Below are 20,284 nucleotides of genomic sequence, written 5' to 3'. Positions count from 1 at the left end.
TTTTTAAGGTAAGTAACGACGAGCACCAGCGTATTCTTCTATATATCCAGGTGTATTTAACGGTATAATCTCTACTGATCTTTCAGCTCTTGGTGAGTGAATCATATTTCCGTCACCAATGTACATCCCCACATGATGGACACTGCCTTTCCCTTGATCATGTGCAAAGAAGATTAAATCTCCTTTTTGTAAATGTTCTTTATCAACTGCAACTCCATTTCTCGATTGCGGACCAGAATCTCGTGGAATTGTAATACCGTGCGATTTATAAATCGTATGTGTAAATCCAGAGCAATCAAATCCGAAGCCACTTGTACCAGCCCAAATGTACGGTAATCCTAAAAACATTTTCCCTGTGTTTATTAGATCATCGGCCGTCGGGGTTGGAATATCATTTTGAGAACGGTAAACCGTTCCATCATTTTTTCGTAGCCAAGCTTTCTGCCCATTTGGTAGCAACACGCGGTATGAAATCGTATCTTCACTAAGTAGCGGCAGTCGCGTATTATAGCTCACTTCAAGCGATTTATGTTTTTCAGAAGGATTTATATATAAAATGGCTGTCGGTTTCGTTACTAATACGAAAGGTTTATTTGTTTTATCTGCAAATTCTTGATTATATGTTAACTGTTTTTCAGGCATCCATCCTGGGTAGCCTTCTTCATTTCGAGGTGTTGGCTGACCATGGACTAACACTTTCACCCAATCCCCTTTTTTATCTAAAACTGTTACTTCTTGGCCTAATAACGCTTGCGTTTCTAATTTATTTGCACTTGTTAACCAAAGTTTCTCATCAAGCGTCATCGATTTCGTCCACTTCCACAAATCAACTGGATTTGTAGCACTTGGTGCATCAATTGGCCGTAATGAATCAGGCGTGGTCCAAAGTGTTGCAGCAGATACATCGATAAACGCCTTACTATCTTTCTTTTCCTCAGCATTTGCTGATGTAAACGATGAAAATATAAATAAAGTTGTTAAAAATGCAGTTCCTACTTTTTTCATACATATCCCCCTTAAAAGATAATTTACTAGTCTCTTCTCCTAAGATTTACTATTCACTGTCGATTGAAGGTTTACCTTTGATCCAAAATAAGTCATTCCTTCCGGTTCTTCCATTAACCAAAGTGGCGCATCAAGATCGAAGTAATGAATATTAGGATGTGCAGCAGCTAAATGTGCAACAGCGCTAACAGAAAGAGAAGATTCCATCATGCTTCCTACCATACATTTCACACCAGCTGCTTCTGCGATATCAGCAATAAGCCACGCTTCACGTATGCCTCCACATTTCATTAATTTAATATTGATTAAGTCTGCATATCTTCCTTGCACAATTTTTAATGCATCACTCGCTGAAAATATACTTTCATCTGCCATAATAGGTGTTTGTACATGATCTTTGACGTACTTTAATCCATCCCAATCTTTCGCATGAACAGGTTGTTCAATAAATTCAATATTTAAATTGCGATTTTCCATCTCTTTAATGATAGAAACTGCCTCTTTTGGATTCCACCCTTGATTTGCATCTAATCGTAACGTCGTATTTTTTGGTACGCTATTTCGAATCGCTTCAATACGTTCTAAGTCTAAGTGTGCAGATTTCCCCACTTTAATTTTTAAAGTTTGAAATCCTTTTTCTACATGTTGCTTTGCCTCTTTCGCCATAATGAAAGGTTCATCTACACTTACAGTAATATCTGTGTGAATTTCTTTTTTTCCACCTAATAATGCGTAAAGTGGAATGTTATGATATTGACAATACACATCATATAATGCGATATCTACCGCGGCTTTCGCACTTGGATTTCCAATGCAACTCATTTGGATGTGCTGTAGTAACTGCTGAAATTGAATGATATCTTGACCAATTAAATTGGAACGCATCGGCCCTAAAATTGCTTCTTCAATCCCGTTAGCGAAATCCCCCGTAATAACCGGTGTTGCAGCTGCTGCACCCTTGCCAACAATTCCTTCATCTGTATGAATATATACATCTATACTTTCTATTTCGGTTACGGTACGAAGCGCGGTTTTAAACGGTGTATGAAGATTTACACGTCTACGATTTACTTTTACATCGATAATTTTCATTTTGTTCATCCTTTCGTTGTCTGGCAAAACGGATCCTTAATTCTCAACTTTTTTGGAGCAAAAGATCTCCGTTTTCGCTTACTTTTCATATAGAAGGTAAATGTGAAATAAAAAAATCCAGCCATAAGAAGATTCTTACGGCTGGATTTTGTCTATGAATGTGTAGACAAAGCAGCGATTTGATTATATTTTTTCTGTGCATCTTTTAATGCTACAAGTAGTGCTTTTTGAGACGAACCGAAATAACGATCTTTTATTTCCATTACTAATTCTGGGTCATTAATATTTTTATGTAGAAATAAATATTTAACGAATTGAGATGTTAATGCAATTGTCGCTGAGCAATCTGCATCTACAATTTCCCCAGTCTCCTTAACAAGTACAAACGCTACAAAATAGCTTTTAAACTTTTCGGTAATGGGATTATTTTGAGGTGCTTTCGCATCCCCTACGACATAAATTGTATTTGAAGCGTACACAGCTCTCTTCCTTTCTAATACGGGATAACGGTTTTCTTAATAGTCGTATGAGTGATAAACTCAACATTGATTAAAAAATGTATCCGCTTACCTTGTATTATAATACAATTGACAGAATTTTAACAACATTTATTTTCGTATATATTCCATAAGTATAAAAACAGCTCCAGCTCTTCATTTTTACAATATGTAATTGTTTCTTGTACCATGACATTCCTACATGAAAAAACAGCTAGCTATCGCTAACTGTTCTATTACACTACTTCGGCAACACAAATATAGTTTCATTTGACTTAGAAAATTGATATTCTTTTCTCGCAAACTTCAAAATTTCTTCCTCATCATCTGTTAAATTTTCTATGTTAGTCTTTAAAGAAGCCTCATCTTTCTTTAAAGAAACCAATTGTTTTTTTTGATTCGTAATTGTATCTTTTTTTTCTACAATTATTTCTTGTTGTTTCGTTAAAATAAATTGAACGTACAAAGTAGCCGCCGCAATAAATATAAACATGAATATAAATCGCCTTAGTTTTTTCTTATTAATTGCTCGATTTTCATTAGACTGTGATAGTTGTTCTTGTATATTAGGAACATTTATTCGCTTGAGTTTCCTCATTATGAAATCCCCCTAACACATATATTTTCACTACCATCGGCATGATTTCTTATTAACTTTAATTCTATTCTTATAAAATAAGCTCCTTCACAAAAATATCTCACTAATTAACCAATTAAAGATAGCATTCGACGACATTTCCATATTTACATTGCATTTTTTTATGTATGCTGGCATAAAATAGTAGTTTCTGTTATTCTTTTTCTACTATTGTAGAAGAGTTTTTTCACATACAAAGTTCTCCTTGTTTTAACATGGTTACAAGGAGAAAAGAGATGCATTTTCGTACATTCGATAAAACTAGAATGACTGTTTAAGAGCTTAAGTTTAGAGCATAGATCATACCTATATACACTCAAAATAAGAAAAAAGCCCAATTTGGGCTTTTTTAATTTTGTAAATCAATATCATATTCCATATTTTTGGCCGTTTCTTCAGCAATCTCCACACCTAGCAAATTTTTCACAATATGAAATGACATGTTAATACCAGCTGAAATACCTGCCGATGTAATAATATGTCCTTCATCTACAAATTTCACATTCTCCATTACTTCTACATTCGGAAAATCTTTTTTGAAAGTTTGAATACTAGCCCAATGTGTTGTTGCTTTTAACCCTTCCAGTAAACCAGCTTTCGCGAGTAATAACGCTCCGGTACAAACTGAAGTCATTAGCTTTACTTCTTTCATTTGCTGAAGAACCCAATTTATTACAATATCATTTTTCACTTCATTTTCCCGTGCGCCTTTACCACCTGGAATGATTAATATATCAACTGGTGGTAAATCTTCAATACTATAATCAGGCTTTACCTTTAATCCGTTCCTTGCTGTAATCATTTCTCCGTTTTGGCTAACTGTATAAACAGTAAATGGTTTCTCTTCATGTACTTTAGTGATAGAAAAAACTTCAAATGGCCCTGCAAAATCTAACACTTCCACCTCATTAAATAAAAATATCCCTACACTCCATTTATTCATCACACGTTCACTCCCTGTTGCAAATAATGTAAAAGGTGAGTATGACCTTTTTCTAAGGCTATATCATAGGCTGTTTTCTCATCATCACACTCTTCTATATGTTCTGTTGATTATTATATATTCCTTTTTTAATTATAGTTTACATAATAATATTATCTATTTAACATCTATCTTTTATTTTAAATATTAAAATTTTCTGCTGAAATAATGCTAATCATGTTTAGTATGGAGGAGAAATTATGTTACACGTAATACCTTTAAATAGTGAAGACTATGATTTAATTAAAGCGGCTGAAAAAGTAATCGAAAAAAACTATAAATATGGCCGTCATCATATCGGTTCAGCAGTACGCACTAAAACAGGTAATATTTATGCAGCAGTACATGTTGAAGCGAATGTTGGAAGAATAACAGTATGTGGTGAAGCTATGGCAATTGGAAAATCTATTTCAGAAGGTGATCATGAATTTGATACCATTGTAGCAGTTGCTCACCCACACCCTCATGAAGATATAGAAAAATGTTGGGTTGTTGCTCCATGTGGTATGTGTCGAGAATTAATAAGTGATTACGGAAAAAATACGAACGTTATACTTTCTTATAATGGTGAACTTGTAAAATGTAACGTAATGGAATTATTACCTGAAAAGTATACAAGTGAAGTAGAATAATTATTCCTGTGTTCCATTCATCTTATAATAGTATTCCAATAAAAAACAATCCGTTTTTAAAACGGATTGTTTTTTTATTTCTGTTTTATGCAGTTTATTTTATTTTTCTATTTTTAAAATGATTAAATTATCATTAACAAAAATGAAATTAAAAATACTTGAGTTTATTTCATTTTTCATTTGAAAACAAAAATACATTTTATCCTTACATTCGATAAATATTAATATAAACTCTCTAAAATCAGCAGTTTTATCATACCAATCTATAACAATTCTGTCTTCTTCCCTTACCTGTTTCCTTTAACACATATGATTTTAATACAAGCGCCGTTAATGAATCTGTTAATGTTTTATATGATAAATTAGATAATGCCAATAGATCGTTCGTATATAACATTCTATGCTTCTCTAATAATAATAGTACTAATCGTTCAGACGGTTTTAATGCCTCATCACTTTCTAGTATAAAGTCTATATTTTTCATTTCTCTAATTATTACTCCTTATATAAAAAAATACTTACGCAACTAATTTAATATAAAAATAATACATAACAAAATTTGAAATATATTAAAATAGCATTGTTTCAAAACACTATTATACTATAACATAGAAAAAGCATTTCCCGAAATAGGAAATGCTTTTTTATTGCTTATAGAATTCTTCAAGCCATACATTATATTTCAAATATTGATCCGTACAATTCCCTACAAACTTCTCTGATCATTCAAAAGTATTTGTAGTACATCAAGTTCTACTAAAATGAGTTAACCATTTTCCGGCATTTTGTTCTACCTTAAATATTTCTTGCGATGTGCGGCTTACTGTAATGACTTGTTCCACCGCCGCCTACTACTACTTTACCGCCTTGTTCGAAAATTAATAATTTACTTGAACCATCTGCAAGAAGTACTATTACTTCAGCATTATTACTTGTTGCTACATAAATTATATAACCACTTTTTGATATACAAGTTTCCCAATTCGCATCAAATTCTGATCTTACTACACGATTTGAATACACTTGATTTTCAATTCTATCTTGTTCTTCGTTTGCCAAATTTATCCCCTACCTTTCTAAAATATCATTTATAGAAACCTTACAGTTCTATTTAAAATAGTGACTGTCTTTAATATAAATAGTATATGTAGTTAGTAGAAGGATGCTTGGACAATGAAAACGTAATAGCATGTAAATAATATACAATTAAAACAAGACAATCGATATTGTATCAATTGCCTTGTTTTCTTACATACTTCTTTATTTTTCTTTTCGCACGGCTTCAAAAGTAAACATTTGATTTGCATTTGACGGTTCTTTTTCATAAACATAATCAGCAGAGCAAGTAATATTAGAGAAACCAATACTTTCTAAAAGAAGTTTAAACTCTTCTATTCCATACCAACGCACCGCAAAGCGTTGCAATTCCGTTTGTACTAACTGCCCTTTACTCCATTTTTCATATTTTAAATAGGATAGAGTAACTTGGTTCAGCCAATCTATTTCAATTGATTTATTTTCTAATGTAATTCCGTCACCATTTGGTAAAGAAAAAGTCGATGTATGAATCTCCCCCGTCTTCCAGTCATACGGAAGCATAATATCTACGATTAATCGTCCGCCTGGATTAAGGTGTTCATAAAAACATTTCAATGCATTTATAGAATCCTCTCGATTTTCAATTAAGCAAAAAGAACCAGTAGGAATAATAATTGCCTCATATTTATGCGGAAGTGAAAATTGTTGTAAGCTTCCTTCATATAAATTAGGGTGTAAGCCTCTCTCTTTGCATCTTATACGGCACGATTCTAGCATCTCAGGTGAATAGTCAATTCCATCTACTGTAAAACCAGCCTCAAGAAGCGGGATGATGACACGCCCTGAACCTACTGCCGCTTCAAGAATTCTTCCGGTGCAATTTTTCAAACGTTCTTCGTAATACTCAATATCACCATTTAAAGAATAACCGACAGGCTTTGTGTAATCATAAAGTTCCGTGCAAAGTGTACTATAAAAACTAAACATTTATTTTCTCCCCCGTTTTTTACGTACGGAAGATTTAAATTCAATTAATCTCCCTGTACCTGTATTTTTAATGAAAATTCGAAAGAGCTGACTGTCATAATATATCACTCACTTTCCATAAAATATAATCATATTGTATAATATTTCCTTTGAAATGCCAATGTAAATAATGAAAATTCAAACTATTTACCAAAAGGAGGATATGATGAATTCATTCATTATATTTCTTTTACTTCTTATTGCTTTTAATGCTCTAATTTTCTTTATAGCGAAGAAATATAGGCAAATATGGAAAATATCTAGTGGTATTTTCATTCTTGCTGCCCCCATTGTTTTCTTCGCCACTTTGCACATAATTGGCGAAAAAGTAGGCGATGGATTCGCTGGAGGTTTTGCTGGGCTTACATTTAGTGGCCTATTGATCATAAATGCAATTTTTTATTTATTGTAAGCCTTTTTGTATCTACCAATAAACATTCACATTAAACTCTCCCTTTCAAAATGTAAAGAGCTTACTTTGTAGTAAGCTCTTTATCCATAACTATTTATTTCACAATTGGCAATGTCACTTCACTTAATTTCACTGTAAGCTTCGTGCCTGCTTTTGGTCTAATTGTATAATCATAATCACTTGCAATTAAAACGACTCCTATTTGATGCCCAGCTTTAAAGACATAATCATCTGGCTGCATGTCCCATGTAAATGTATAATCTTTGCCCGGTTGAATCGCCGTTGAATTTTCTATACTCTTTATGTTTTGTGGATCCATCCAGCCTCTCGTTACGATTTCCGGCTTCGCTCCTCCATAATCAACAAGTAAAGCGGTTAAATTTGATACAGATCGATCAATATTTCCCGTAATTGAAATCTTTGGTGTACCACTTATACGCGTATCTTTTTGCAGTACAGGCATTGTATACACTAATCGATTGGCTACTTCTAATTCTGGGTTTGCTACTAATTCGTTTGATTTCATTTTTGCATCATCTACGAATGAAAACGTCTTATTAACAGAACCCATACTGAATGGTAAATTAACGGCTTTATTACTTAAATACATTCGCACTTTTGACGGCACAGCTGATGGATCCGGCCAATTTTTTATTTTATCCCAAGTTTTATTTTCACGTTGTACATCGACCATTGGTTCATTCATAATTCCATTTTCAATTCCGTATAACCAATAATCGAACCATTTATTTTGTGTTCTTTGCCAGTCATTCGTTGATGTTCCACCGTGTCCACCTTGATGTAGCCACATTTTACGAGGAACATCATTCTCTCCAAGCGCTTCCCACCATTGCGCGAACTGCTTCGTCTTTACATTCCAATCATTTAAACCATGAACAACAAACACACTCGCTTTTACATTTTTAGCATCTTTTACATAATTTCGTTTATCCCAAAAATCATTATAATTACCAGTTTTCCGGTCCTGTCCAGCTGTTAGCTCTTTTATTACTTGTCCGCAAACTTCAGGGTTTTCCCTTGTTAATACTGCTTCTGCCATATTATCTGTATCTTCTCCTTGGTATCCACCTGGCGCAATCACTGCACCGTTTGCACGATAATAATCATACCAACTACTAATCGCTGCGATTGGAATAATTGTTTTCAACCCTTCAACACCAGTCGTCGCAACAGCATTCGGTAACGTACCATTATAAGAGACTCCTGTCATACCGACATCTCCCGTTGACCAATCAGCTTTAACTTCCTCACCATTTTCTTTATATGCTTTCGCACGTCCATTTACCCAATCAATTACAGATTTCGTCCCTAATATTTCTTGCTCATCCCCAGTCGTCGGACACCCATCTGATTTCCCAGTTCCAATACTTTCACCTAAAATGACTGCATAGCCTCTTGGTACATAATAATTTCCATACGAACCAAGATTAACAGCTCCATACGGTTTCCCTTGATACGCATACAATTCTTCATCTACGTTATATACAGGTACATCTTTTAAGCCAGCTCGATACGGACTCATTTCATATATAACTGGAACTTTCACATTTGAATCAGTTTTTGGGCGCATAACTTTTACCGATACACGATCCTTTTTTCCATCTCGATCACTATCTACTTCCGTTTCTACAAATAAATTTTCAATAATTGCTTCATCAAGCGAATAAATCGGTTTTGTCATCCCATTTTCTAATTCAATTTTCGTACTTGAACGTAACGCATCTGAAACAATTCCATTTAACTTCACGTCATGCTCATTTATGTAGTTTGTTTCTTTATTGTCTGCATACGCAGTCATACTAGAAACTCCTGACGTAATTGATAAAAATAATATTGCTGATAATGTTGCTATTTTCTTTTTCCCCATATCCTTCCCTCCCCATTTATGTCTCCTTTTACTATACAATATAATTACTGAAAATTCAGTTTATATTTTATACAGCAACTTGAGAAATTTGTAGAACACTCTTCCAACGGGCTTTCGAGGTTATATATTCTGATTTACTGCTCTCATATAATCAATTAGAAGCATCGCCTATTAATAGACGATGCTTCTAATTGTATTGAATTAGTCATTCTTCATATTAATATAAAACCGTATTTCTCCCTCTATAATAGAGATCCCATAGTCAAAACCATGTCTTTCTAAAATGCTTTTCACAATCGCTAATCCTAGTCCTGTACCGGAATGTTCTTTACTACGAGAAGATTCTAAGACATAAAAAGGTTCCCAAATTTTATCGATATCTTTAATTTGTTCTGCATTAATCCCATTTTTAATTTGAAAATATACACTTTTATTTCTCTCTTCTAAAGTGATTATTATGTTTTCATTTGTTGTATATTTTATTGCGTTAGAAATTAAATTTTGAAACACCATTCCCATTTTATTTAAATCCGCATAAATGGCCTGATTTTTAATATTACTGTTCGTCTGCAACTGTATTTCTTTTGAATCCAGTTCAATTTTATGCTTATCTATTATACTTCGGACTAATGGTTCAATAGGGAATTCTTCTTTTTGTAAAACATCTCTTTCTAACTTCGAAAATCGTAATAGTTCTTCAATTAAGTTTGATATGTGATCTGTTTGTTTTATAATTGTATCTACGTATGTCCCATCATCTAACCCATCCTTAATTCCCATAGAATATGCTTTTACTAATGCAATTGGTGTCTTTAATTCATGCGTCACATCACCCATAAATCGTTTTAAATGTTCATTACGATCTGTTAAATCTTGATGTGCTTCATGTAGTGTATCACTCATGATATTAATACTATCGGCTAACTCCCCTATTTCATCGTTCGTTTTCACTTTTGTTCTTTTAAACTTCAAATGTGAAATGTCCTGAGCTACATCACTTAGCTCTTTTAATGGAGTCGTTATTATTTTTGAAAGTATCCACACAAGTAAAATAATAAGAAGGAGTGAGAAACAAAGAATGTATAAATAAAATGTATTTAACGTTTTTATAATTTCGTTAGAATGTGCAATAGAAGTTCCCATTAAAATTATTGTATTATCTTTTGCAATATATTTAGCGAAAAAACTTGCTTTTAACTTCTCTTGATCATATAGTTTATTCGATTGCCCCTCCACTTTCACCTTCATGACTGCGTCTTTCGTAATCCACAGTTTATTTAAAACTACTTTCTTTTTCGTAAGTTGCATGCGTAACGATTCGTTCATATCATCTTCTGACTGATTGATTGACGTATATGCAACCGTAACGTTATTTTCGCTTTCAATTGTACGAATTACATCTTCTAACTCATTTACAGATGTATTTTGTATTTGCACTGTAAATTCATTCAAGTTCTCTCTCGTTTTGTAAATATTATATTTCGGTAAAAGATAGTTAATTATTAATAAAGAGATCGTAAAAATAAGAATAACAGTTAAAGAAATGCTGAGAAATAGTTTTTTTCCAAGTTTATTCACTCTGCTCCTCCAAACTATACCCTAAACCACGATGCGTCTTTATAATATTTTCTCCTACTTTTTTACGTAACCTTCTTACATGTGTATCAACAGTCCGCTCTTCTCCAAAATAGTCAAATCCCCATACAATATCTAACAATTTTTTACGAGTTAAAATCATGCCTTTATGATTTAAAAAACACTTTATTAATTCTAGCTCTGTTTTTGTAATGTCTAACTCTTTGTCATTTTTATAAACTTTATTTTTCGTAAAATCTATTTTCAAATCTTGAACTTGAATGACATCATCGTGCTGTATAAGCTTTTTCGCTCTAGTGATTAATACACCTGGATGAAATGGTTTTTTTACGTACTCATCTGCCCCGCTTTGAAGCGCTGCTAATTCATCTTCGCTTTCACTTTTCGCCGTAAGCATTAATACTTTTACGCTTGAGTTTTTCTTTATTTCCTGACAAACAGTAATACCACTATGTTTTGGCATCATCCAATCTAAAATAGCTAAATCAATTTTTTCATCATAAAATATTTGAAGTGCTTCTTCTCCATCTTTCGCTAAGAAAACTTCGAAGCCTTCTTTCTCAAAATAAGCTTTTAAAATCCTTAGCATATCTTGTTCATCATCTGCGATTAATACTTTCATACATTATCCTCCATTGCTTTTAAACAAAAATTAATTGTATCATACAACTTCTTTGTTACATGTATGTGACAGAAAAATATTTGAACCAGTTAAGGGTATAGTAAAAACGAGGTGTTGTACTATGATGAAAAAAATCGGGGTCATTACTCTTCTTTTCTTCTTATTATCAACAAATGCGTTCGCAAATACAAATCAACAAATTGAAGTATTTGATTGTCAAAAAGAAATGGTCGTTCAAAAACAATCTTTAGATCCAGCTATTCAAAAAAAAGCTGTTCAATATGCTAAATCCATTACTGGCCCCTTCAAAAACTTAAATGTCGTTCCAAAAGATGGTCACATGATAAAAATCCCTTTATCTAAACCAGTTTCTATTACAAATCAATGGCTACAAACAACAATTGATGAAGTACTTATTCTTCTCCCTCTTAATCAAAAACCTTATATTATGCTTTACGACGATGAAAATAATCCACATTTTTATTATGTAAAAGGTGATCCGAAGGGACTATTGAAAGAAATGAATGTTAAACATAATTGACTAGAAAAAAGAGACTTCATAAGCTTATTTTTCGAAGCAGAGGTCTCTTTTTTTACTAACATAATACTTTATAGTGACTAGAGCCTTTATATACCTGCCCCTTCACAAATCCATTTGCACTATAAAATGCATCACCTTGTTTTGTATCTGTATGTAAAACAACTACTTTAAAATTCTTTTCCGCATGAGATAATAGTCGCTTTAATAACAAGTTCCCTAGCCCTATACGACGATAGTCCTTTGAAATATAAAATCGCCTTAATCGGCCAATCTTATTATTTTCTGTATATGGATCCTCATTTAACCCTCCTATTCCAATTAACTTTTCCCCTTGAAAAATACCATATAGACATTCACCCGTTTTATTAAATGTGTTTAGTTTGTTTTCATATTCATTTATTAATTTTTTTAGGAAGTTAAAACCTTCTTCTTTACTCTCTTGAACAAGATATTTGAATTCATATTTCATTAAATTTTCTATTTGTTTAATATGTATATCTTTCAAGTCCATCCCCTCCTATGTGTGAAAATACATAAAAATGCTCTAGAATCATTTATTCTGAGCATTTTTATGATTGTTATCTTATTCAATTCGTAGTATGTGTATTCTTCACTTCAGTTTTAAATCGATAATATAGTTGTTTAAGTCTTATTGAACTAAAGTAGCTGTTTGCTTAAATGAATAGATTTACATTTATAATGTCTCTCAAATATAATATCAGTTTATAAATTCATCATTCTACTCTAACATTGTTCAAGTTAAGTTATAATTTGTTAATCTATAAGCTTTTGTAACCACAGTTCAAATATCTTTAACTGTTCTTCAGTATGAAAATAATGTTCACCTGTCTCCATGACTTCTAATGCACAACGATGTTTTTTTGTAAAATCGTTAATAATTTCAAATTCACACAGTTCATCCTTAGCTCCGTACATAATATATGTATCTATATTCCATGTATTAATAGGATGTTCTTTTACATAGCATAAATAATCCCAATATAACTTTTGACCAATTGGTGTCTCTATAGTCATTTCTTTTTGCAAAAGTTCTGGTGTTACATTAAACCATTTCATCATATTTTCGATAATTCGTTCCATATTAACTACTGGTGATAAAAATAATGCCTTTTCTATCACATCATTTTGATAGGCTATAAGGCTAAAATAAGCTCCTATACTACATGCAAACACACTTACTTCTTTCCAATGTTCTTTTGCGTAATTCATAATTATAGATAATTCACTAACACAAACCTGTACTTTGCAAGGTGTATTATCATTTGTTCTTTCTCCATGTTCAGGTAAATCAAAGCTTAATACTTGATAACCTTTTTGATTAGCATCTTCAGCTAATATTTGAATAACTGCATCTTCCTTATTTGACATATTTCCATGTACTGCAATAAAAACTTTTTCACTTTTATCTCCCCACAAAACCGTGGGAATATTATTAATGTTAAAATTATCTTTAAGCATATTTCCTCCGTGGAATAAGATATATAGGAATTGGCAAAAAACTGCACACACTTTATAATCTTTGCACAGTAGACAATATTCCCTTCAACTCCATTAAATCATCTATTACTATATCTGCCTGAGTAAGCTCATCTTCTTGTGCAAAATCAAAATTGCATCCAATCGCAATCAAGCCATTTTCTTTTGCTGCATTTATATCAGATAAACGATCCCCAACTACAGCTGCTTCTTTTATATCATATTTGTTCAAAATACTTTTTACTAAGTCGCTTTTATTAAGTGAGTTTATTTGTTCAATACTAAACGTTTCAGTAACCCATTGATCTAACTCATAATAAGATACGATTGCTTGTAAATATTCAGTTAAACCATTACTAGCAATATAAATTGAACAATTATTTTCTGTTATATATGTAAAAATTCCTTTTACATTCGGATATAAAGCACCTTTTCCGCTCTTAATATTTTCAATTAGTCTTTCTAAAAAATATGCATCTGTTTGTTCTCTTACTTCAAGAGAATGATTCGGTAATAAAGCTTCCCAAACTTTCGGTAAAGGTACACCCATTATTTCACGGTATTTATCAATAGGCGTTACCGTATCCCATAATTGAAGGGATCTTAAGTGATCAAATGTATCATCTAACGATAATTCTAAAATTTTATCTGTTTGAAATAACGTTCCGTCCATATCAAAAATTAATGCTTGTAACATTTCATTCTCTCCTTTTAAATTATAATACAGTTTTACTTGATATATTTTTAAGCATCTCAACGATAATTTCTGAACAATAGTTTGCGGCCGTTTTCGCGAAGTCATCATAAGAAATTTGGGCTTCATCGTCTGCACTGTCAGAAATACATCGTATTACGAGAAACGGTACTTCATTTATGTAGGCAACATGTCCAATTGCTGCACCTTCCATTTCTGTACAATGCGGTGCATATTCATCTATTAATTTCGCTTTTAGTTTTGAATCTTCAACAAAACATTCACCGCTTACAATTCTTCCTTCATGAACCTCTATGTGTAAATTACTACTATTGCATGCAATACGCGCTAACTCTACTAATTCCTTACTTGCGATAAATTCTTCTTGAAACGGGAATAAGTTTTTCATTTGAGTCTTACTTACATCATGATGGGTAACATTCGTTGAAATAACGATATCACCAACTTTTACATCTAGGTGTAACCCACCAGCAACACCTGTATTGATGATAGCATCTACATCAAATTTATGAATTAATGTTTGCGTACATGCGGCTGCATTTACTTTCCCTACACCACATCTTGTAACAATTATTTCTGTTCCCATGAATTCACCAATGTAAAAAGGCATTCCCGCAATTGTTTGTTCCTCTTGTATAACTAATTTTTCTAAAAGTAAGTCTATTTCAATTTGCATTGCTCCAATAATGCCAATTTTGTTCATGAATGTATTCTCCTTTATTAATTAATCCCTTTAATTCTTTCAGACATAACCGACAATAAAAATTTCGGAAGTACGATTTGTCTCTTTAATCTTTTCGGCTGTGAGAGTAATCTATATAACCATTCAGTTCCTGTATCCCTCATAATTTTTGGTGCTCTTTTTACTGTACCAGATAATATATCGATCATACCTCCAATACCAATAGATAGTGGAATGTTTAATGTTTGTATGTTTTCATAGATGAATTCTTCTTGTTTTGGTGAACCTAGTCCTACTAGCAGTAAGTGCGGCTTGAATTGCTTTATTTTCATTTTTACTTCTTCTATTTCCTCACCATTTACAAATCCATGCTGTCCTTTAAACTGTGCTCCTGGGAACTGCTCATTTAATTTTACTAATGCCTTTTTATTACTTTCTGGAGCAGCTCCAAAAAGAAAGACACGGTATCGATTATCGTTACAATATTTTATTAAATCGTGAGTGATATCTGCCCCAGTGACGCGTTCTTTCAGCGTTCCTTTTAATATTTTCGAGCCAATTATGACGCCAATTCCATCCGCTGTTATTAAATCCGCAGATAGTAACATCTTTTTAAACTGTTTAGATTTAGCCGTGCTTTCCTTTGCAGACATCACAATTTCAGGATTTGCAGTTACTACAAATCTTGGTTTCTCTTGTTTTTCATGTAGCCAACCTTTTAATAAACTTATAACTTGTGCATATTCTAAAGTTGAAAAAGGTATTCCCTTTATAAGTTGGTGATTCACTTTACTCTCCCCTTACATAAGTTGCAAATATTCATCAATATCTTTAGAAATTTGTTTAAAGGCTTTATCCCAAAATTCATAGCTTGTTATATTTATTTCAAAATGTTTTTTCATAAGTTCTTCCACTGAATCTTTTCCTGTTTCTCTTAAAAACTCTTTATATTTCAAGTGAAAAGTACTTTTCTTTTCTTTAGCTATTTCTAATAAACTAAAACTAGCTAAATACCCAAATGTGTATGGATAATTATAAAAAGGAACATCTGCTAAATAAAACTGAACATATTTCATCCAAACAAACGGCTGATATTCTGATAATGAATTTCCATATGCTTTTTCTTGCGCTACTATAGATAATTTCTCGATTTGATCAGCACTTAAAGGACTTTCTTTACATTTTTCATAAAAGTTCTTCTCAAATTCGAACGATGCTCGAATTGCCATTACATAATTAAAACAGTTTCTTATTTTCCAGCTAAGCAATGACTTTTTTATATCTATACTATCTGTTGTTTGAATTAGATAATTTATAAGCAACGTTTCAAAGAAAATAGACGCTGATTCAGCTGTACTCATTGGCAAATAATCATCTAAAAAAGAAGAGGCTTGCTCAAAACTCATATTATAAAAATGCCAAGCATGTCCTAGTTCGTGGGCAAGTATTCTTACACTATCGATACTTCCGTCATAACGCATAGAGATTCGAGATTCTTTTTCACTGAAAAAAGGAGCACAAAATCCACCTGGGGGTTTATTCTCTCTCGGTTCTGCATCTACCCAACCACTTTCTATCGCATGACGTGCAAATTCTGCTAATTCTTCATCTATATTTTTTAATGCATCGTATACGTTTTGTACTGCTACTGAAAAAGGAATAATAACCTCATTATTCTCCTTTACTGTCATAAGTTCATGCCATGTAATCGAAGCTCTGCCTTTCTTATACACATTTAAAGCACTAACTAATTTATCTAGATTTTCTTCTGTCGCATTCCATATTTGTAATAATACAGTTTCTGAAACACCATTCGCATGAAGGGACCTTGCTAAAATCTCTCTATCTTCTAATTCATTACTCTTTGTATTACGCAATCTTCCTATTTGATTTAATACAGTAGCAAAAATTTCTTTCTCCTTATGTAAAGTACATGTTAATAACTCGAATACTTCTAGTCTTTCCTTTTCATTATCACTATTCATTGCAACATGATTTGCTTGTCCAAATGATAATTGCTTATTATTGTGCTCTATTTCTATCCTATTCCTTAATTGTATGTACATATTTTCCCACGCATGTAGTTCATCTTTTATTAGCCTAGTATTATCAGTAATTTCCACTTCACTTTGCTGTATGACTTGCTGCACTTCACTTTTTAGTTCCTTTACTTTCACAGTCAATCTAGTATTATCCGATGTAACACTTTCTTCAGCCGATCGACAGTACAAATAGTATTCTGCTTTTTCAATAGCTTGAATAAGTTTTGAAAGAATCACTATATCTTTTGTTACAAAAAATTGTTCTTTTAACTCCAATATTGGAGATAGGATATCTTCATTCGAATACAATGAATCTAAATCCCACTTAGCAATTTCATGCATTTTATAGCCGCCCCCTTTTTTTACAAATAGTTACAGATTCTTCTCCCTACACAATTATATATGAAATGGTAAAATTTTAATATCTTCAAATATTTAGATTTCTACAAACAAAATACTTCAATACATAAAAAAGATGGTTCTGTCCACAACAGAATCATCTTTTTTATATCTTATATTTAGCATTTTCATACTAATTTCATAAAAAACTAATTTATATATTTAGTAACTCCTTTTTCTTCGCATTAAATTCATCTTCTGTAATAACACCCATATGTAATAATCCCTTAAATTTTTTCAGCTCATCTGCTACAGAAATAGTAACATTACCTTGAAGAAAAAAAGATTGATCAAAAGATCAATCCTTTACTCTACTTCATTTAAGAAAAACAACGTTATAACGCCAGGTCCTGTATGTGCTCCAATTGCTGCACCAATTGTATTTACGATAAATACTTCACAGCCAAATCTTTCTGTAATTAATGCTTTTAATGCTTCAGCTGTTTCTAGATCGTCACCGTGAGTTATACCAATTGTTTGACCTTTAAGTTCTTTTCCACGCTCTTCCATTATATCGACAATTCGGCCAAGTACTTTCTTTTTCCCTCTTATCTTTTCAAGTGGTACAAGTTTTCCTTCTTCCACGTTTAAGATCGGTTTAATGTTTAGTAAACCACCGATAAATCCTGCGACTTTACTTAAACGTCCACCTCTCACTAAGTACTGTAAGTCAGCTACAGTGAAGATATGTTCCATATGGTTCATTAGAAAATCAACACGTTTTAAAATATCTTCTTTTGATGCACCGTCTTTCGCCATTTTAGCAGCTTCTAATACGACAAGCCCTTGACCAAGCGAAGCACATTTCGTATCAATAATTTCTAAATCTAAGTTAGCATATGTTTCTTTTACTTCCTCTTTAATGAGAACTGATGATTGATATGTACCAGACAGTTCAGATGAAAAAGCTAAATATATACAAGGATTACCTTCTTTTGCATAAGAAACAAATTTTTCTTGGAAAGTTTCAAGGGAAGGTAATGACGTTCTATAAACAGCGCCTTCTCTCATATTTTGCAATAATGTAACTGACTCTAATGTAACTCCATCTAAATACTCTGTTTCTGCTTCATCATAAACACGGAGTGGAATTAAATCAATATCATATGCTTGCAGCAATTCTACCGGTAAATCCGCCGCACTATCCGTAATGATTTTAACACCCATTTTTAAACCTCTATTCTGTTATAAATATAAAAAATATAAAATAAAAATAGTACTTTTAAATTATATACGTAAAACTTAAATGAAGAAAGGAAAACACTTTATATTGTATGCACTATTCTTCAAAACTTGAACTGATAATAAAAATCATGCCATTATAATCACTTTTTTCCTGATATTATATTCTATATAATAGGAAAATTACATTTTTTATAAAGGGGAGATATAAATGAGTATCCAAATGGCTACATCTAATGATTTAGAATGGATGAATAATCAATACGACTCAATAGGATTTGTACGAAGTGATTTAAAAAGAGATAAAGTTGCAATTATTACATACAACAATGAATATGCAGGTGTTGGACGATTAGTCCAAATAGATGAAGATACTTTAGAAATGGGTGGAATTTATATTCTTCCTCAATTTAGAGGGCTACAATTAGCTGGGGATCTTGTTTCATTTTTAGTAGAAACTGCGAAGAAATTACAAGTTCCAAATGTATATTGTCTTCCTTTTGAGGAATTAAAAAACTTTTATAAGAAATATGGCTATACTGAGGTCGATACTCCGAAAGAAGTTGTTCATCCAATTATTCTAGAAAAATATAATTGGTGTTTGGATCATTATGAAAAGCATGTTTTATTATTTAAGTTGTAAAAGTACCTAAAGTGAGTATATATAAATATTAATTATACTTTTCCGCATAGATAATAACCCTAATTTATTTGGTCAACATCAGCTTCTACAAGATATACTATTACTTCTTACGCTGTCTTTTTTTCTTAACCTTACTTTTGTATAAATGATTAGTTTGTTTAAAATTACCTTAAATCGTATTCAAATAAACTAATCGAAAGGCCAATTCCTATATAATACAATTAAGTAATTAAAAGGAGCGTTATTTATGATAGATGTAATAAGACTCGTTATCTTTACTGTAGTTGCAATTGGTGCCATTATTAACATATACATAGAATTTAAAAAACCTAAAAAAAGTATATTCTCAATCGTTTTTTTATCAGTACTCTTAATTGGATCCTCAGGGTTAATTAAAAATATTTTATCTCAACTTTTATAGAAGATTGATTAAAAATCAACCTCCCGTCAATAATGTAAATAACATGATTGTATCTCTCCATTCCCCCTTTGGAGAGGAGCAGTTAGCTTTGGCTAACTGCTCTTTTATTTGAACTATTATCCACAAAATAAGTATCATACGCCTTATCAAAAACATATCCTAGTTTTTCAGCTAGTTTTGCAGATGTAGTATTCGCTGCATCCCAGTTTGGATATATCCCTTTTTCTAAACAGTCCAAGATTAGTGCTGCACTAACTATAGTCGCCAATCCTTTTCTTCTATAATTGTGATCAGTCGCAACTTCAATTTCAATGCCATTATCATAAATGCTATATGATGATGCACCGCATACAACTTCTCCTTTATACAAGATACAATACCCTATACCTCGGTTTATATAATCTTCTACTGATTGAAATTGACTTGTAAAATCTTTAGAGACTTTATGTAATGTAGGGTTATTTACGATATTTTCATCTATTCTTCTTAACTCGTATCCTTTTGGAAGCGCTGATATAAGAGATTGTAATTTTGAACGATCAAAAACTTCTGCATTACGTTTAAATTTATAGCGTAAAAACTTATCTATTTTTCTTTCGTAAAATGTTTCTAGACGCTTTTTCCATTCTACACTATTTACGATGGCTAACATTCTATCAGGAATGTTTCGAAGCAATTCTTCTGTTTCTTTCACCTTTGAATCCCCAGCTTGAGACTCCCACGACTAAAGTCGCA

The 20,284-nt window shown here is 32.2% G+C and carries 21 protein-coding genes and 4 pseudogenes; 4 read left to right on the top strand and 21 right to left on the bottom strand.

Annotated elements, in window-relative coordinates; genetic code table 11:
- Positions 1-3: 3 nt before the first annotated feature.
- From ACTFNE_RS06115 to ACTFNE_RS06090, 6 genes and pseudogenes are all read right to left on the bottom strand, one after another.
- Complete coding sequence (locus ACTFNE_RS06115) at positions 4-1,005, bottom strand: C40 family peptidase (RefSeq protein ID WP_270704890.1); 1,002 nt, start codon at positions 1,003-1,005, stop codon at positions 4-6.
- Between the two features lie 39 nt (positions 1,006-1,044).
- Positions 1,045-2,106, bottom strand: a complete 1,062-nt coding sequence (locus tag ACTFNE_RS06110) for a dipeptide epimerase (RefSeq protein WP_270704891.1) — start codon at positions 2,104-2,106, stop codon at positions 1,045-1,047.
- Positions 2,107-2,249: 143 nt separating this feature from the next.
- Positions 2,250-2,576, bottom strand: coding sequence for a DUF3870 domain-containing protein (locus ACTFNE_RS06105; RefSeq protein WP_000271328.1), 327 nt, complete (start codon positions 2,574-2,576; stop codon positions 2,250-2,252).
- Between the two features lie 259 nt (positions 2,577-2,835).
- Positions 2,836-3,192 carry an FtsB family cell division protein gene (locus ACTFNE_RS06100; protein WP_001228721.1) on the bottom strand — a complete coding sequence of 119 codons (357 nt, stop codon included), beginning with the start codon at positions 3,190-3,192 and terminating at the stop codon, positions 2,836-2,838.
- Positions 3,193-3,580: 388 nt separating this feature from the next.
- On the bottom strand, positions 3,581-4,177 hold the full coding sequence (locus ACTFNE_RS06095) for a DJ-1/PfpI family protein (RefSeq protein ID WP_270704892.1): 597 nt from the start codon (positions 4,175-4,177) through the stop codon (positions 3,581-3,583).
- Positions 4,174-4,260, bottom strand: a pseudogene (locus tag ACTFNE_RS06090) (ankyrin repeat domain-containing protein); the annotation flags it as partial. The pseudogene ACTFNE_RS06090 and the gene ACTFNE_RS06095, both read right to left, overlap by 4 nt.
- 153 nt (positions 4,261-4,413) lie before the next feature.
- Between ACTFNE_RS06090 and ACTFNE_RS06085 the strand changes: the two are divergent.
- Positions 4,414-4,845, top strand: a complete 432-nt coding sequence (locus tag ACTFNE_RS06085) for a cytidine deaminase (protein WP_000903440.1) — start codon at positions 4,414-4,416, stop codon at positions 4,843-4,845.
- Between the two features lie 253 nt (positions 4,846-5,098).
- On the opposite strand, the gene ACTFNE_RS06080 is transcribed toward ACTFNE_RS06085, so the two are convergent.
- The 3 genes from ACTFNE_RS06080 to ACTFNE_RS06070 form a co-directional block, all read right to left on the bottom strand.
- The gene (locus tag ACTFNE_RS06080; RefSeq protein WP_000789031.1) at positions 5,099-5,329 is read right to left on the bottom strand and encodes a hypothetical protein; all 231 of its coding nucleotides are present in this window, start codon (positions 5,327-5,329) and stop codon (positions 5,099-5,101) included.
- A gap of 311 nt (positions 5,330-5,640) precedes the next feature.
- Positions 5,641-5,904, bottom strand: coding sequence for a hypothetical protein (locus ACTFNE_RS06075; protein ID WP_001262613.1), 264 nt, complete (start codon positions 5,902-5,904; stop codon positions 5,641-5,643).
- Positions 5,905-6,105: 201 nt separating this feature from the next.
- The gene (locus tag ACTFNE_RS06070) at positions 6,106-6,870 is read right to left on the bottom strand and encodes a class I SAM-dependent methyltransferase (protein WP_270704893.1); all 765 of its coding nucleotides are present in this window, start codon (positions 6,868-6,870) and stop codon (positions 6,106-6,108) included.
- A gap of 205 nt (positions 6,871-7,075) precedes the next feature.
- On the opposite strand from ACTFNE_RS06070, the pseudogene ACTFNE_RS06065 reads away from it, so the two are divergent.
- Positions 7,076-7,356, top strand: a pseudogene (locus ACTFNE_RS06065) (hypothetical protein).
- 59 nt (positions 7,357-7,415) lie between these two features.
- Here the strand turns inward: ACTFNE_RS06065 and ACTFNE_RS06060 are convergent.
- The 3 genes from ACTFNE_RS06060 to ACTFNE_RS06050 all read right to left on the bottom strand — a co-directional run bounded on the left by ACTFNE_RS06060 (position 7,416) and on the right by ACTFNE_RS06050 (position 11,427).
- The gene (locus tag ACTFNE_RS06060; RefSeq protein ID WP_270704894.1) at positions 7,416-9,209 is read right to left on the bottom strand and encodes a Xaa-Pro dipeptidyl-peptidase; all 1,794 of its coding nucleotides are present in this window, start codon (positions 9,207-9,209) and stop codon (positions 7,416-7,418) included.
- Positions 9,210-9,410: 201 nt separating this feature from the next.
- Positions 9,411-10,787, bottom strand: a complete 1,377-nt coding sequence (locus ACTFNE_RS06055; protein ID WP_270704895.1) for a sensor histidine kinase — start codon at positions 10,785-10,787, stop codon at positions 9,411-9,413.
- The gene (locus tag ACTFNE_RS06050; RefSeq protein WP_000865972.1) at positions 10,780-11,427 is read right to left on the bottom strand and encodes a response regulator transcription factor; all 648 of its coding nucleotides are present in this window, start codon (positions 11,425-11,427) and stop codon (positions 10,780-10,782) included. The genes ACTFNE_RS06055 and ACTFNE_RS06050 overlap by 8 nt, the downstream gene beginning before the upstream one ends.
- Before the next feature lie 121 nt (positions 11,428-11,548).
- Here ACTFNE_RS06050 and ACTFNE_RS06045 point away from each other — a divergent pair, with 121 nt between their 5' ends.
- On the top strand, positions 11,549-11,968 hold the full coding sequence (locus ACTFNE_RS06045; RefSeq protein WP_000976094.1) for a hypothetical protein: 420 nt from the start codon (positions 11,549-11,551) through the stop codon (positions 11,966-11,968).
- Between the two features lie 55 nt (positions 11,969-12,023).
- On the opposite strand, the gene ACTFNE_RS06040 is transcribed toward ACTFNE_RS06045, so the two are convergent.
- The 8 genes and pseudogenes from ACTFNE_RS06040 to ACTFNE_RS06005 form a co-directional block, all read right to left on the bottom strand.
- Positions 12,024-12,473 (bottom strand): GNAT family N-acetyltransferase, encoded by a 450-nt coding sequence (locus ACTFNE_RS06040; protein WP_046199203.1) that lies wholly within the window; start codon positions 12,471-12,473, stop codon positions 12,024-12,026.
- Between the two features lie 269 nt (positions 12,474-12,742).
- A complete protein-coding gene (locus ACTFNE_RS06035) occupies positions 12,743-13,447 on the bottom strand; it encodes an alpha/beta hydrolase (protein ID WP_046199204.1) in 705 nt (234 codons plus the stop codon).
- A gap of 52 nt (positions 13,448-13,499) precedes the next feature.
- Positions 13,500-14,162 (bottom strand): HAD hydrolase-like protein, encoded by a 663-nt coding sequence (locus tag ACTFNE_RS06030; protein ID WP_270704896.1) that lies wholly within the window; start codon positions 14,160-14,162, stop codon positions 13,500-13,502.
- Between the two features lie 19 nt (positions 14,163-14,181).
- On the bottom strand, positions 14,182-14,883 hold the full coding sequence (locus tag ACTFNE_RS06025; RefSeq protein ID WP_270704897.1) for a 5'-methylthioadenosine/adenosylhomocysteine nucleosidase: 702 nt from the start codon (positions 14,881-14,883) through the stop codon (positions 14,182-14,184).
- 17 nt (positions 14,884-14,900) lie between these two features.
- Positions 14,901-15,650 (bottom strand): WecB/TagA/CpsF family glycosyltransferase, encoded by a 750-nt coding sequence (locus ACTFNE_RS06020; RefSeq protein WP_046199207.1) that lies wholly within the window; start codon positions 15,648-15,650, stop codon positions 14,901-14,903.
- A gap of 12 nt (positions 15,651-15,662) precedes the next feature.
- Entirely contained in the window at positions 15,663-17,246 is a 1,584-nt protein-coding gene (locus ACTFNE_RS06015; protein ID WP_270704898.1) for a M3 family metallopeptidase, read from the bottom strand.
- A gap of 211 nt (positions 17,247-17,457) precedes the next feature.
- Positions 17,458-17,562 (bottom strand): annotated as a pseudogene (locus ACTFNE_RS06010) (SHOCT domain-containing protein); the annotation flags it as partial.
- A gap of 47 nt (positions 17,563-17,609) precedes the next feature.
- Positions 17,610-18,470 (bottom strand): DegV family protein, encoded by an 861-nt coding sequence (locus tag ACTFNE_RS06005; protein WP_086420481.1) that lies wholly within the window; start codon positions 18,468-18,470, stop codon positions 17,610-17,612.
- Between the two features lie 226 nt (positions 18,471-18,696).
- Here ACTFNE_RS06005 and ACTFNE_RS06000 point away from each other — a divergent pair, with 226 nt between their 5' ends.
- Positions 18,697-19,128, top strand: a complete 432-nt coding sequence (locus ACTFNE_RS06000; RefSeq protein WP_270704899.1) for a GNAT family N-acetyltransferase — start codon at positions 18,697-18,699, stop codon at positions 19,126-19,128.
- Between the two features lie 503 nt (positions 19,129-19,631).
- Here ACTFNE_RS06000 and ACTFNE_RS05995 read toward each other — a convergent pair.
- A pseudogene (locus ACTFNE_RS05995) lies at positions 19,632-20,258 on the bottom strand (GNAT family N-acetyltransferase); the annotation flags it as partial.
- Positions 20,259-20,284 lie beyond the last annotated feature (26 nt).

The sequence above is a fragment of the Bacillus cereus group sp. MYBKT111-2 genome (assembly GCF_051915205.1).
Classification (GTDB): Bacteria; Bacillota; Bacilli; order Bacillales; family Bacillaceae_G; genus Bacillus_A; species Bacillus_A paranthracis.
Note: the sequence above shows the minus strand (reverse complement) of the source record. Positions and strands in the feature narration are given on the sequence as shown.